Origin of the sequence: Streptomyces sp. NPDC020965 (assembly GCF_044333555.1) — a bacterium.
In the GTDB taxonomy this organism is placed as follows: Bacteria; Actinomycetota; Actinomycetes; order Streptomycetales; family Streptomycetaceae; genus Streptomyces.
In genome coordinates this window covers 50,721-63,667 of sequence record NZ_JBIRRE010000003.1, presented here as the reverse complement: position 1 = coordinate 63,667, position 12,947 = coordinate 50,721, and the positions used below count along the sequence as shown (strand labels likewise).

Annotated in this window: 12 protein-coding genes and 1 pseudogene; 5 read left to right on the top strand and 8 right to left on the bottom strand. The window is 71.4% G+C overall.

The genetic code is table 11. The features are described from left to right. Nucleotides 1-12: 12 nt before the first annotated feature. The 6 genes and pseudogenes from folK to ACH4S7_RS10695 form a co-directional block, all read right to left on the bottom strand. Complete coding sequence (gene folK / locus ACH4S7_RS10720; RefSeq protein ID WP_398520788.1) at nucleotides 13-600, bottom strand: 2-amino-4-hydroxy-6-hydroxymethyldihydropteridine diphosphokinase; 588 nt, start codon at nucleotides 598-600, stop codon at nucleotides 13-15. Continuing rightward, nucleotides 597-956 (bottom strand): dihydroneopterin aldolase, encoded by a 360-nt coding sequence (folB, locus tag ACH4S7_RS10715; protein ID WP_398520787.1) that lies wholly within the window; start codon nucleotides 954-956, stop codon nucleotides 597-599. The genes folK and folB overlap by 4 nt, the downstream gene beginning before the upstream one ends. A gap of 201 nt (nucleotides 957-1,157) precedes the next feature. Then, nucleotides 1,158-1,616 carry a nuclear transport factor 2 family protein gene (locus ACH4S7_RS10710; protein ID WP_398520786.1) on the bottom strand — a complete coding sequence of 153 codons (459 nt, stop codon included), beginning with the start codon at nucleotides 1,614-1,616 and terminating at the stop codon, nucleotides 1,158-1,160. Further along, nucleotides 1,613-2,452 (bottom strand): dihydropteroate synthase, encoded by an 840-nt coding sequence (folP, locus tag ACH4S7_RS10705; protein WP_398520785.1) that lies wholly within the window; start codon nucleotides 2,450-2,452, stop codon nucleotides 1,613-1,615. The genes ACH4S7_RS10710 and folP overlap by 4 nt, the downstream gene beginning before the upstream one ends. 186 nt (nucleotides 2,453-2,638) lie before the next feature. Further along, a pseudogene (locus ACH4S7_RS10700) lies at nucleotides 2,639-3,847 on the bottom strand (transglutaminaseTgpA domain-containing protein); the annotation flags it as partial. Between the two features lie 311 nt (nucleotides 3,848-4,158). Next, a complete protein-coding gene (locus ACH4S7_RS10695; protein ID WP_398520784.1) occupies nucleotides 4,159-5,406 on the bottom strand; it encodes an ABC transporter ATP-binding protein in 1,248 nt (415 codons plus the stop codon). A gap of 150 nt (nucleotides 5,407-5,556) precedes the next feature. Here ACH4S7_RS10695 and ACH4S7_RS10690 point away from each other — a divergent pair, with 150 nt between their 5' ends. From ACH4S7_RS10690 to ACH4S7_RS10675, 4 genes are all read left to right on the top strand, one after another. Beyond that, entirely contained in the window at nucleotides 5,557-6,255 is a 699-nt protein-coding gene (locus ACH4S7_RS10690; RefSeq protein ID WP_398520783.1) for an ABC transporter permease, read from the top strand. Next, nucleotides 6,255-7,040: an ABC transporter permease gene (locus ACH4S7_RS10685; RefSeq protein WP_398520782.1), complete on the top strand. Its 786-nt coding sequence runs from the start codon at nucleotides 6,255-6,257 to the stop codon at nucleotides 7,038-7,040. The genes ACH4S7_RS10690 and ACH4S7_RS10685 overlap by 1 nt, the downstream gene beginning before the upstream one ends. A 29-nt stretch (nucleotides 7,041-7,069) precedes the next feature. Beyond that, nucleotides 7,070-8,038: an ABC transporter substrate-binding protein gene (locus ACH4S7_RS10680; RefSeq protein ID WP_398520781.1), complete on the top strand. Its 969-nt coding sequence runs from the start codon at nucleotides 7,070-7,072 to the stop codon at nucleotides 8,036-8,038. 93 nt (nucleotides 8,039-8,131) lie between these two features. Beyond that, the gene (locus tag ACH4S7_RS10675; RefSeq protein ID WP_398520780.1) at nucleotides 8,132-9,226 is read left to right on the top strand and encodes a hypothetical protein; all 1,095 of its coding nucleotides are present in this window, start codon (nucleotides 8,132-8,134) and stop codon (nucleotides 9,224-9,226) included. Between the two features lie 86 nt (nucleotides 9,227-9,312). On the opposite strand, the gene ACH4S7_RS10670 is transcribed toward ACH4S7_RS10675, so the two are convergent. Together ACH4S7_RS10670 and ACH4S7_RS10665 are read right to left on the bottom strand one after the other, a co-directional pair. Continuing rightward, nucleotides 9,313-10,455, bottom strand: coding sequence for an NADH-quinone oxidoreductase subunit D (locus tag ACH4S7_RS10670; RefSeq protein ID WP_398520779.1), 1,143 nt, complete (start codon nucleotides 10,453-10,455; stop codon nucleotides 9,313-9,315). 51 nt (nucleotides 10,456-10,506) lie between these two features. Further along, nucleotides 10,507-11,511, bottom strand: coding sequence for an SAM-dependent methyltransferase (locus ACH4S7_RS10665; protein WP_398520778.1), 1,005 nt, complete (start codon nucleotides 11,509-11,511; stop codon nucleotides 10,507-10,509). Between the two features lie 90 nt (nucleotides 11,512-11,601). On the opposite strand from ACH4S7_RS10665, the gene ACH4S7_RS10660 reads away from it, so the two are divergent. After that, on the top strand, nucleotides 11,602-12,798 hold the full coding sequence (locus ACH4S7_RS10660; RefSeq protein ID WP_398520777.1) for a sensor histidine kinase: 1,197 nt from the start codon (nucleotides 11,602-11,604) through the stop codon (nucleotides 12,796-12,798). The last annotated feature ends 149 nt before the right edge of the window (nucleotides 12,799-12,947 follow it).

Here is a 12,947-nt window from a genome sequence, read left to right as displayed (position 1 = left end):
CGAGCCTAACGACTACTCCGGCAGCCGGAGTTCCAGGTCGGCGCGGGCGTGTACGCCCTTCTGGCCGATCGAATCCAGCAGATCCGCCACCGGACCACGGCCGGGAAGCTGTGCGGCGGGGTCCACGTCGTGCCACGGCGCGAGGACGAAGGCGCGCTCATGGGCCCGCGGATGCGGCAGCGTGAGCGCCGGATCGTCCGAGACGAGGTCCGCGTAGGCCACGATGTCGACATCGATCGTGCGCGGGCCCCAGCGCTCCTCGCGGACCCGCTCGAATGCCTCCTCGATCGCCTGCCCGCGCTCCAGCAGCGACGACGGCGGCAGGGTCGTCTTCACCACGACCACCGCGTTGAAGTACGACGGCTGGGAGTCCGGGTCCACACCCCACGGCTCCGTCTCGTACACCGGGGAGACCGCTTTGACCCGCAGTCCGGGGGTGTCCTCCAGGGCGTCGATCGCGCCCTGGATCGTCTCCAGGCGGTTGCCCAGATTCGATCCGAGGGAGATGACGGCCCGGTTGGGGTTGGAGAGGGTGACATCGGCCGCGTCGACCTGCTCCACCACCGACGCGGGAACGGGCTGCACCGTCGGGTCGCTCATACTCGGCTCCGGGTGATCGTGATGGTCACATCGTCGAAGGGCACGGTGATCGGCGCGTCGGGCTTGTGCACGACCACCTCGACCTCTTGGACGCCCTGGTGCTTGAGACAGGTCTGGGCGATCCGCTCCGCGAGCGTCTCGATCAGGTCGACGGGGTCGCCCTCGACGACCGCGACGACCTCCTCCGCCACGATGCCGTAGTGCACGGTCTTCGCCAGGTCGTCGTCGGTGGCCGCGGGGCGGGTGTCGAGGCCGAGTGAGAGGTCCACGATGAAGGTCTGCCCTTCCTCGCGCTCCCGGGGGAAGACGCCATGGTGCCCGCGGGCCTTGAGGCCGCGCAGCGCGACACGATCCACGCGAATCACTCCTGCTCTCGTAGGTCTGATGGGCGTACGGCCACGTGCGCGCGGCTCGTGTGCCCATGCGAATCTACCCGCGGTCACCGACACCGCTCGCCCACGGGGTGCGGTCCCCGGTCGCCCGGGAGGCTGGTAGCCGCGTCTACCCGGGAACCGCGGCGCCAGGCCCGTACCGCCAGATGCGGGTGGCGGGCGTGGTCACGAAGGCGAATCGTCTTCCGTGTCCGGGTCCGCATCGGGGTCGGTCTCCGTCAGGACGGGTGAACCGTGGTGCGACCAGATCCGCCAACCCTCCGGTGTGCGGCGGAACACATTGGTGGCGACCACGAGCTGTCCCACCAGGGGCCCCAGCTCGCCGCCCTCCTCGGCCGGCCCGCCGCTGAGGATGTTCTCCGTGCAGGTCACCAGCGCCGTGTCACCGGTGAGGCTCACCTTCACATCGGTCAGGAAGAACTGGATGTACTCGGTGTTCGCCATGATCAGGGCGTACGAGCGCAGTACCTCGCCCCGCCCGGAGAGCACCGGCCACCCGGGGTGGACGCAGGAGATCTCGTCGTCCAGCCAGAGGTCGGAGAGCGCGTCGAAATCGCCGCGCTCCATGGTCTCGTAGAACGTGGTGTTGGCTTCCTCCACCAGTTCGATGTCGGTACGGCTCACCGGGCGGCCTCGACTGCCTGGGCGACCCGGACGGCGTCGGCGGTGGCCCGCACCTCGTGCACGCGGACGGCCCACGCGCCCTCGTGCGCGGCGATGGCGGAGATCGCGGCGGTGGCCGCGTCCCGCTCTCTGGCGCGCGGTGGGGTGCCGTCCTTGGCGAGGACATGGCCGAGGAAGCGCTTCCGGGATGCGGCCACCAGCAGCGGGCGCCCCAGGGTGTGGAGATCGCGGATATGGGCCACCAGGGCGAGGTCGTGCCGGGCCTCCTTGGCGAAGCCGAGGCCGGGATCGAGGACGATGTGCTCGGGATCGATCCCGCCGTCGACGGCGGCGGTCATCCGGGTGCGCAGTTCGGCGACTACCTCGGCGACGACGTCCTCGTACACCGCGCGGCTGTTCATGTCCTGGCTGAAACCGCGCCAGTGCATGACGACGAAGGGCACCCCGGCGGAGGCGACCGCCGGGATCATCGCGGGGTCGGCGAGACCACCGCTGACATCGTTGACGAGCACGGCTCCGGCGGCGACGGCCCGGTCGGCGACGGCGGCGCGCATGGTGTCGACGGAGACGGTGACGCCCTCGGCGGTCAGCCCCCGGACGACGGGGACGACCCGGCGCAGCTCCTCCTCCTCGTCGACCCGGCTGGCGCCGGGCCGGGTGGACTCGCCGCCGACGTCCACCAGGTCGGCGCCGTCCGCGACGAGGTCGAGACCGCGCTTGACGGCGGCGGTGGTGTCGAACCAGCGTCCGCCGTCCGAGAAGGAATCGGGTGTCACATTGACGACCCCCATGACGGCACAGCGATCCCACTCCGGCAACCCGCGCAACGTACTCATGCGTCCAGCCTAGGCTCCCGCGCCGACACCCGCGGCCCCTGCCCACCCCTGCCCGTCAGCCCGGGCGGTGCTCTCCTCGGAGAGCCGCTGGATGTGGGCGTACGGGCGGGGTGCGCGGGGGTCGGCGCGGAGCGGGGGGAGGGCCGGGTTCATGGGGTCATCTGGCCGGATCGCCGTGGGACCTCTCCGTGTCAGCGGCTCATGCGCGAGGTCACGGACCCCCCGGACCCGGGTCGTGCGGCCGGGGCGGGCGATGCGCTTCACCATCCGGCGGGCGTCGCACCTGGCGCGCCCGCCGAGAGGGAAATCCGCGCTGTCCACCACCGCCTCGTCGCCCGGTTCCAGGGCGTTCAGGCCGGTCTCCCGGGTCCAGACCTCGCCCCCGGTCTCGGAGCAGCCCATGACGGCGGGGGTCCAGGAGTGGGCCCTGGCCTTGTCCATGAAGCGCTCGATGGCGCCCGGCCAGGCCGCCACATCGCCGATCGGGTCGCCATTGGCGAGCATCACCCCGGAGACCACTCGGTAGCGGACGGCGGCCTTGCCGCTGGGGGAGAACACCACGCCGTTGTCGCGGCGGAGTGCGCAGTGGCCGGGGGAGTCCCGGCCGCCGTGCCGGGCGAGCAGCGCGCGGAGCCGCCGTGCGTCGTCCTCGGTGAGGCGCGCGGTCCGGTGCTCGGGCCGGAAGGCGAGGTAGCCGGTGGTGACGGCGGTCAGCAGGCCGAGCGCGCCCAGGGAGTACCCGACGGTCCAGGAGACGTCGCCGCCGTAGCCGACGGGCCCCTCGAAGCCGAGGAGCCCGTACAGGGTGTGCTCCAGCCGGTCGGCGAGCCCGGGGTTGCCGTCGACCTCGTCCGGGTGGGCGCTGACGACGATCAGGCCGAGGCCGAGCGAGGCCGCGCCCATGAGGACGAAGTTGGTGAGCGCCCGCCAGCGACTGCGCGGGTCCGGCAGGGCTGCGAACTCCTGGCGGTGGACGAGGAGCAGTGCCAGGACGGCCAGGGAGACGACCGCGCCGGCGATCGAGTTCCGGTAGACGAACTGTCCGGCCGCCCCGAGGGGCAGTAGGAGTACGGCGGCTCGCCAGGCCCGGCGCTGGTGGTGTTTGAGCCCGTGCGCGAGCAGAAGGAGGAGGACGCCGGCGCTCAGGGAGAGGGCGGCGGAGAAGGGGCCGGTGGCGCCGGGGAGTACCTCGGTGGGGGCGGTCGTCCCGCTGGGTCGGAAGGTCGGGACGACCCCGGCCGCGATGTCGATCAGGCCGACGAGGACACAGGCCGTGCCGACGATCGAGGGGACCGTCTCCGGGCGCGGGCCGCGCACCATCCGGCGGGCGCGCCGCATCCCCCGCGCGCGTTGCGGAACCGGTCCTGATTTATCCCCATCCATCGCTGCAGACATCGCTTCCCGTGGCTTCGCGAGAGGTTTGGGTCCATGAGCCGCGGGTCGGGGCGGCTCCGGACGATTTGCGCTGTCTAGGACGGAAGTTCCGGGGGGCGGGTTCCTCTCCGCACCGTAAATTCGGGAACGGCGGCGCACCGGGGCCCATGCGTCCGAGCGGTGGCGAAGTCCCGGCGTGGCCGTGCCGGTGGCCGTGCCGGTAGCCGTTCCGGGCTCCGCGGCGGCCACCGTGCGATCCGCCTGCGCCCATGACCATCCGGCCGGCCCGGGAAGGGCGCCCGGGCCGGAGCCCTTCCCGGGGCGAGCCCGACTCAGTCCTCGGTGGGCCGGGCGTCCGTGCCCGGTGTCGGTGTCGGGTCCGGGGTCGGCGTCGGCGTCGGTGTCGGGTCCGGGATCGGTGGCTTGATCGCGTCCGTCACCGTCGCGATGGACTCCAGCGCGACGGCGGTACGGGGAACGTCCTGGGCGTCCGCGTCGATCGAGCGTCGCAGTGCCTCGTGCAGCCCGGCCGGGGTCAGCACCCCCAGGAAGCGCCCGGTCCCCTCCTTGTCGATCACCGCGATCCAGCCGGCGTCGTGCTGGAGCATCGTGGCGAACGCCTGCTTCAGGGAGGCGCCGAGCGGCAGCCAGGCGTCCATGCGGCGGGCGTGCTCGCCCACGGAACCGGCCAGCCGCGCCCGCTCGGCGGAGATCCAGCCGTGCAGATCGCCCGCACCGTCCAGGACGACCGCCCAGCGCGCGCCCAGCTCCCGGGGCAGCGCGTCGTCCAGCCGGACGACGGGCGGCTGGATGAGGTCGCTCTCCTCGATGGGGGTGACCGAGAGCCGCTTGAGGCCCCGGTCGGCGCCGACGAAATCGGCCACGTACGGCGTCGCGGGGGTGCCGAGCACGGCGGCCGGGGCGTCGAACTGCTCGATCCGACCCTGTCCGTAGACGGCGATCCGGTCGCCGAGGCGTACCGCTTCCTCGATGTCGTGTGTGACGAACAGCACGGTCTTGCGGACCTGCGACTGGAGCTTGAGGAACTCGTTCTGGAGGTGTTCGCGGACCACCGGGTCGACGGCGCCGAACGGCTCGTCCATCAGCAGCACCGGGGGATCGGCCGCCAGCGCGCGGGCCACCCCGACCCGCTGGCGCTGACCGCCGGAGAGCTGCTCGGGATAGCGGTCGCCGTACGTGGACGGGTCGAGCCCCACCAGATCGAGCAGCTCGGTGGCGCGGGCGCGTGCCTTGGTGCGCTGCCAGCCGAGGAGATGGGGGACGGTGGCGGTGTTCTCCAGGACCGTCTTGTGCGGGAAGAGCCCCACCTGCTGGATGACGTAGCCGATCCGCCGGCGCAACTGGACCGGGTCGACGGTGGAGATGTCGTCGCCGTCCACGAGTATCCGGCCGGAACTGGGCTCGATGAGCCGGTTGACCATCTTCATGGTGGTGGTCTTGCCGCAGCCGGACGGACCGACGAGCGTGACCAGTTCGCCCTCGGCCACCTCGAACGACAGATCGTCGACGGCTGTCGTTCCGTCCGGATAGCGCTTGGTGACGTGCTCGAAGCGAATCATGGTTCCCCATTTTGACGGTGTCAGGCGGGTGCTGTGTGAAGGCAGTGTTGCCGGCCTGTGGTGGTCTCCGACGATTGTCAGTGGTCGGGGTTAGGGTTTCCGGGCAGTTGTCAGACATACGTTCTTCAAGGGGCGGGGAGGTGGGGGAGCATGAGTTCGGGACTCGCGGCACAGAGCTGTCTGGCGGCCAATGACTGGATCTGCGGGGAGTACCTCCGCACCCGGAGCCAGGAGTTGACCGACGCGACGCTCCAGCACGTCGGGATCACCGTGGTGTCGGTGCTGATCGGGCTGGCGGTGGCGTTCCCGCTGGCGCTGCTGGCCCGTGCGCGACCCGCCTTCGCCGGTCCGGTGCTGGGCCTGACGACCCTGCTCTACACGATCCCGTCGCTGGCGATGTTCTCGCTGCTGCTACCGGTCTTCGGACTCTCGGCGGCGCTGGTCGTGACCGGTCTGGTGCTCTACTCCCTCACCATCCTGGTCCGGAACATACTGGCCGGCCTCGACTCCGTGCCCGCCGAGGCCCGTGAGGCCGCCCGCGGGATGGGTTACGGACCGGGGCGCCTGCTCTGGGAGGTCGAGCTGCCGCTCGCGCTGCCCGCCGTGATGGCCGGTCTGCGGATGGCCACGGTCTCCACGATCGCGCTCACCACGATCGGCGCGCTGGTCGGCAAGGGCGGTCTCGGCAACCTCATCGACGACGGCGTGCAGACCACGTTCAAGGCGCAGGTGCTGGCCGCTTCGGTGCTCTGTGTGCTGCTGGCGGCGGTGGCGGATCTGCTGTTGCTGGGGGTCCAGCGGCTGCTGACGCCCTGGACCCGCATACGCACGGCCGGAGGGGTGGTCTGATGGGAGTGCTGGCGGACGCCTGGACCTGGCTCACCACCGGTTCCAACTGGTCGGGGGAGAGCGGTGCCTGGCACCGGCTGGGCGAGCATGTGTATGTCAGCGGGGTCGCCCTGCTGCTGGCCTGTGCCATTGCCCTGCCGATCGCGTTCTGGCTCGGGCACATCGGCAGGGGCGGCGCGCTCGCGGTCAACATCTCCAACGCGGGCCGGGCGATCCCCGTCTTCGCGGTCCTCGCCCTCTTCATGCTCACCCCGCTGCGGAGCGCCGGTTATGCGCCGACGATCATCGCGCTGGTGCTCTTCGCAGTGCCACCGCTGCTGACCAACGCCTATGTCGGGATGCGGGAAGTGGACCGTGCGGTGGTGGAGGCCGCGCGGGGGATGGGGATGTCGGGCGGTCAGCTCTTCCGCCGGGTCGAACTGCCACTGGCCTATCCGCTGCTGATGACCGGGCTGCGGTCGGCCGCCGTCCAGGTCGTCGCCACCGCCACCATCGCCTCGATGGTCGGGCAGGGCGGTCTCGGCCGCATCATCACCGCGGGTTTCAACACCTATGACACACCACAGGTCGTGGCTGGTGCGCTGCTCGCGGCGCTGCTGGCGCTGCTGGTGGAGGGGGTGCTGGTGGCCGCGGACCGGCTGATCGACCCCCGTCGCAGGGCGTCGGCGCGGTCGGCGTCGGCATCCGCGTCCCCGAAGGTCCCGGCGCCCACTGCGTCCTCGGGGCCCGCTGTGTCCCCGAACCCCCCGGCGGGTTCGCCGCGGGACCGGAAGACGGCCGTGTGAACCATGAGAATCCTTGGATGGAGAAGCTGATGAGAAAGCCCTCTCGTACCGCGGGAGCCGTGCTGGCGGTGCTGGCCCTGGCGGGCTCTCTCGCCGCCTGCGGCGACGGTGACAGCCTGGAGAAGTCGAAGGACGGCGCGGGCGGCGGCTCCGGCAAGAAGGGCTCGCTCGTCGTGGGCTCCGCGTCCTTCACCGAGTCCAAGGTGCTCGCCGAGCTGTACGCACGCGTCCTGGCCGACGCCGGCTACGACACGTCGGTGACCACGGTGAAGAACCGTGAGCTGTACGAACCCTCGCTGGAGAAGGGGGAGATCGATGTCGTACCCGAATATGCCGCGACCCTCGCCGAATTCCTCAACGCGAAGGTGAACGGCCCGAAGGCGCCCGATGAGAAGCCCGTCGCCACCAGTGATGTGAACACCACCGTCGCCGCGCTCACCAAGCTCGCCGAACCGCGCGGGTTGAAGATCCTTCCGGCCGGTCCCGCCGTTGATCAGAACGCGTTCGCGGTGAGCGAGGAATTCGCCGAGAAGAACAAGCTCAAGACTCTTAGTGATCTTGGAAAATCGAAGCTCAAGGTCAAGATCGCGGCGGGTGACGAGTGCGAGGTGCGGCCGTTCTGCGCACCCGGTCTGAAGTCGGTCTACGGCATCGCGGTCACCGGCGTCGACCCCAAGGGCGTCGGCACCCCGCAGTCCAAGCAGGCCGTCAGGGACGGCGTCGACCAGTTGGTGCTCACCACGACCACCGACGCGGTCCTGGACGGACTGGTCTTCCTCGCCGACGACAAGAAGTTGCAGAACGCGGACAACGTCCTTCCGGTGGTCAATGCGAAGGACGCGGGAGACGCCGGGATCGCCGATGCGCTCGGCGCGCTCACCAAGGTGCTGACGACGGAAGATCTCGCGGAGTTGAACCGCAAGGTCGATGCGGAGCGCGCCAAACCCCAGGATGCGGCGGCGGAGTATCTGAAGTCCAAGGGCCTGCTCAAGAAGTAAGAAACCGTCAAAAGCGCGCCCCGGGAGAGGCCGTGCGAGAGATTTGCCGGGCCGCTATCCCCCGCGGCTTCTCCGCACGGTAAATTTCAGGCCATGCCACGTGGACGCCACCGCCATTCCCCTCCCCTTCACAGGCTGCTGCCGCCGTCAGCGGTCGCCGGCGCGGCGGTGCTGTGCGCCGCCGGCGCGTGGCTGCTGACCGAACCCGTCATGCTCCGGGCGCTGGTCGCGGCGGCGGCGGCAGCGGCCGTCACCGGCGCGGTCATCATGCGCAGTTGGGACCGGGCGGCCGGCCGCCAGGTCGCCGACCTCACCCGGGGGCGCGCCAGCGACGCCTGGCAGACCGAGGAACGCATAGCCGAGCTGGAGGCCGACGCCGAGGGTTCGCGCGAGTTGCGGGCCAAGCTCGACGCCAAGCTGCGGGCCAAGCGGGTCGAACTGGCGGCACTGCGCGGTGAGCACGCCGCGCTGCTCCGCCGCTACGCGACCGCCGAGACGGAGCGGGCCACCGCGCTGGAGGGCCGCCGTCAGCTCGCGATCGAGGCGAGCGGCCCCGCCACCTCGACCGAGGCCACCGCATCCACCGCGGCCACCGACTCGACCGAAGCCACCGGGGCCGTGGGCACGGCCCCGGACAAGCCGACCGGCCCCAAGGCACTGCCCCCGGCCCGGTCCGCCACCCCCACCGCCGCCACCTTCCTGCGCGCCGCGCGGGCGTTGGACAACCTCTCCAGGACCGCGGCCGGTGCGGCCGGTGCCGCGGCAGCCGGGGACACGGCCGCGCCCACCGCGCGGACCGGAGAGGCGGACGAACCGCAGGGGAAGCCCTCGGCGGGCGCCGGGGGAGAGCAGCACACCCGCCCGACGACCGCCGCCCCCGCGCTCGCCCCGGCCCGACACTCCGCGCTCGCCGCCGCGATCGTCCCGTACGGACCGCGCCGTGCCCCCGTCCGCCACCGCCCCGACAACGGCTTCGACTTCTTCGGCACCCAGACGGCGGCCGGTCACCCGGCGAAGGCGATCGAGGCCGTGCAGGAGGAGGACCTTGCCGATGTGGTCGGCGAGGAGGCACTGGCCGAGAGCCGTTCCGGTGAGGCCCGCGCGGCCGGCGACGTCATCGATCTGACCGCCCACGACGAGACGGAGCAGTTGGACCTCGGACAGCTGAGGAACGCGGTCGGTTCCTGAACGTCAGATCCGCCCCAGGTCCACCTCATAGGTCCGCCCCAGGTCCTGTCCCTCCGGACAGGACCTGGGGCGGACCGCCGGTCGGGCTACTTGTCGATATCGCCGACGACGAAGAAGAGCGACCCCAGGATCGCCACCATGTCCGCGACCAGGGTGCCCGGCAGCAGCTCGGTGATCGCCTGGATGTTGTTGTACGACGCCGAGCGCAGCTTCAGCCGGTACGGGGTCTTCTCGCCCTTGGAGACCAGGTAGTAGCCGTTGATCCCGAGCGGGTTCTCCGTCCAGGTGTACGTGTGGCCCTCCGGGGCCTTCAGCACCTTCGGCAGCCGCTGGTTGATCGGACCGGGCGGCAGCTCGGCGATCCGGTCCAGACACGCCTCCGCCAGCTCCAGGGCGTTGTGCGTCTGATCGAGCAGCACCTCGAACCGGGCGAGACAGTCGCCCTCCTCCCGCGTGACCACCTTGAGGGTGTCCCGCAGTTCCCCGTAGGCGAGGTACGGCTCGTCGCGGCGGAGGTCGAAGTCGACACCGGAGGCACGGGCGATCGGCCCGCTGACGCCGTACGCGTGCACGGACGCGGCGGACAGGACGCCCACATCGCGGGTACGGCCCCGGAAGATCTCGTTCCCGAGCACCAGCCGGTCGTACACGTCCATGCGTGACCGCACCTCGGAGACGGCGTGCCGGACTCGTCCGAGCCAGCCGGCCGGGAGATCCTCCTTGAGGCCGCCGACCCGGTTGAACATGTAGTGCATCCGGCCGCCGGAGACCTCCTCCATGACGTTCTGGAGCTCTTCGCGCTCGCGGAAGGCGTGGAAGACGGCGGTGATGCCGCCCAGCTCCAGCGGGTAGGAACCGAGGAACATCAGATGGTTGAGCACCCGGTTCAGCTCGGCGAGCAGGGTCCGGGTCCAGACGGCGCGCTCGGGCACCTCCATGCCGAGCATCCGCTCGACCCCCATGACGACACCGAGTTCATTGGAGAACGCGGAGAGCCAGTCGTGGCGGTTGGCGAGCATGACGATCTGGCGGTAGTCCCGGGCCTCGAAGAGCTTCTCCGCGCCGCGGTGCATATAGCCGACGACCGGTTCGGCGTGCTGGATGACCTCGCCGTCGAGGATGAGGCGGAGGCGGAGGACGCCGTGGGTGGAGGGGTGCTGGGGGCCGATGTTGAGCACCATGTCGGTGCTTTCCGCGGCGCCGCCGATGCCGAACGTGGTCTCCGTCATGGCCTCAGTATCTCCCGCCCGGCACCGCCCAGGACCCGGGCCTCCCCCTCCTCAGCGCCCGGGCCCCCCGGGGCCCGGGACGGGCCTTCGCTGCTGGAGCCAGAGGAAGTCGCCGAGACCGCCCTGTGCCGTCAGCTCCGCGGCCTCGGAAGCCGCGGCGAGGGCCCGTACGTAGGCCGCGGGATCCGTCGACGCCAGCGTCAGCGGCGGCCGGGCGGCGGAGACGCCCAGCGCCCGGAGCGCGTCGCGCTGGGAGGTGAGGGTCGCGCCGGGCAGGGCGCACGCGTCCAGCGCCACGTGCGCGGTGAGGTCGCGGGTGCCGTCGGGCACCGGTGGCGCCTCCCGGCCCGCGCGGAACCCGGTCAGCGTGCCGAAGGGGGGTCGCGCGGCCGCCCGGTGCCCGTAGTCGACGGCGACCGCGAGACCGGCCCGTACGGTGGCCACCGCGTCCGCCCACGCCTCGTCGCGCGGCAGCCCGATCTCCGCCCGGGTCCCGGGCTCGGTCAGCGGCCACCAGCGGGCCAGCCACTCCGCGTCCGCCCCGGTCACCGGGGCGCCAAGGCGTTCGGTGCCGTCGGGGCAGACGAGCACCCGCCGCACCACTCCGTCCTCGTCCACCTCGGCGACGTCGACGGGCACGTTGTCCAGCCACTCATTGGCGAAGAGAAGTCCGGTGATCCCCCGCGGCGGCTCCCGGACCCACTCGATGCGCGGGTCGAGGCCGGCGGGGCGCGCCGCGCGCTCCACCGCGTACGCCCGTACCGCGAACTCTGGCGGGAGCGCCGCCAGCACCCCCGTCAGCAGCTCTCCCCGGCCCGCGCCCATGTCCACGATGCTGAGTTCGGGGACCGGTCCCAGCTCGTCCGCCGTGGTCAGCAGTAGCTGGGCGACCGCCATCGCGAAGAGGGGCGAGGCGTGCACCGACGTCCGGAAGTGTCCTGCCGGCCCCTCGGGCCGCAGATAGAACCCGTCCGGCCCGTACAGAGCGGCCTCCGCCGCTTCCCGCCAGCCCCGCCATCGACACGTCTCGCCCGCCGGCTCGTCCGTCACGGGCATAAGTCTCCACCTTGCGGAGTACGCCCACGTCCTTCGGATCGCTCTGGCGGTTGACCCCTACACCTGTCAGCCTTCCCTACTCTGGGTTACGTGCAGCGCGTCTATGACTTCCTCCGCGGACATCCGACGGGCGTCGACACCTTCTGGGCCGTCGTCCTCCTGCTGTTCTCCGTCCTCGGGCTGGCGACGGACTCAGTGAACGACAGCCCCGCCTGGGTCTCGGTGCCAGTAGTACTGGCGCTGAGTCTGGTGGTCGCGCTGCGCCGACGCATGCCCGAGAAGATGTTGGTGCTCGCGGTGCTGGCGGGCGTCGCCCAGCTCGTGCTGGACGTCCCGACCGCGCCGGGTGACTTCGCGATGCTGGTGATCATCTACACGGTCGCCGCGCAGGACTCGTCCCGCTGGGCATCCCGGCTGGCGTTCGTCGGTGGTCTCGCCGCGGCCCCGCTGTCCCAGCTCCGCTGGCCGGTGGAGGAGGTCAGCACGCTGGGAAGGATCTTCTTCACCGTCGTACTGACCGTGCCGTTCGCCCTCGCCTGGGTACTCGGGGATTCGATACGTACCCGTCGGGCGTACTTCGCCCAGTTGGAGGAGCGTGCGATGCGGCTGGAGAAGGAACGCGAGGCGCAGTCGAAGGTCGCGGTCGCGGCCGAGCGGGCCAGGATCGCCCGCGAGCTGCACGATGTCGTCGCGCACAACGTCTCGGTGATGGTGGTGCAGGCGGACGGCGCGGCCTATGTGCTGGACGCGGCGCCCGACCAGGCGAAGCAGGCGCTGGAGACCATCTCCACCACCGGCCGGCAGGCGCTCGCCGAGATGCGCCGGCTGCTGGGGGTGCTGCGCACCGGTGACGCCCCGGAGAGCGGTGAGTACGTCCCGCAGCCCGATGTGGGGCAGATCGAGGACCTGGTCGAGCAGGTGCGCAGGTCGGGCCTGACCGTGGACTTCAAGATCGAGGGGACGCCGAGGCCGCTGCCGAGCGGTGTCGAGCTGACGGCGTACCGCATCGTCCAGGAGGCGCTCACCAACTCCCGCAAGCACGGTGGCCCCGAGGTCGGCGCCAGCGTACGGCTGGTCTACTTCGACGACGGGCTCGGGCTGCTGGTCGAGGACGACGGCCGGGGTGCGTCGCACGAGCTCTACGAGGACGGGGGCGCCGACGGCCAGGGACACGGGCTCATCGGGATGCGCGAGCGGATCGGTATGGTCGGCGGCACGCTGGACGCCGGGCCGAGACCGGGCGGCGGCTTCCGGATCAGCGCCCTGCTGCCCCTCAAGCCCGCGTGACCCCCCTGATCCACCGATTCGCCTGCCCCCCCGCCTGCTGATCCCGACCGCCCCTTGCAGCGCTTGCAGGTCTTTACCCGCCCGTACTGCTCCCGCCCGTACTGCTCCCGCCCGTACCGCTCCCGCCCGTACCGCTTGGCCCGAGAATG

Coding starts and splice junctions, on each gene's coding strand:
- folK (WP_398520788.1), bottom strand. CDS start 600: ATGAGCGACCCGACGGTGCAGCCCGTTCCCGCGTCGGTGGTGGAGCAG.
- folP (WP_398520785.1), bottom strand. CDS start 2,452: ATGAGTACGTTGCGCGGGTTGCCGGAGTGGGATCGCTGTGCCGTCATG.
- ACH4S7_RS10695 (WP_398520784.1), bottom strand. CDS start 5,406: ATGATTCGCTTCGAGCACGTCACCAAGCGCTATCCGGACGGAACGACA.
- ACH4S7_RS10690 (WP_398520783.1), top strand. CDS start 5,557: ATGAGTTCGGGACTCGCGGCACAGAGCTGTCTGGCGGCCAATGACTGG.
- ACH4S7_RS10685 (WP_398520782.1), top strand. CDS start 6,255: ATGGGAGTGCTGGCGGACGCCTGGACCTGGCTCACCACCGGTTCCAAC.
- ACH4S7_RS10680 (WP_398520781.1), top strand. CDS start 7,070: ATGAGAAAGCCCTCTCGTACCGCGGGAGCCGTGCTGGCGGTGCTGGCC.
- ACH4S7_RS10675 (WP_398520780.1), top strand. CDS start 8,132: ATGCCACGTGGACGCCACCGCCATTCCCCTCCCCTTCACAGGCTGCTG.
- ACH4S7_RS10670 (WP_398520779.1), bottom strand. CDS start 10,455: ATGACGGAGACCACGTTCGGCATCGGCGGCGCCGCGGAAAGCACCGAC.
- ACH4S7_RS10665 (WP_398520778.1), bottom strand. CDS start 11,511: ATGCCCGTGACGGACGAGCCGGCGGGCGAGACGTGTCGATGGCGGGGC.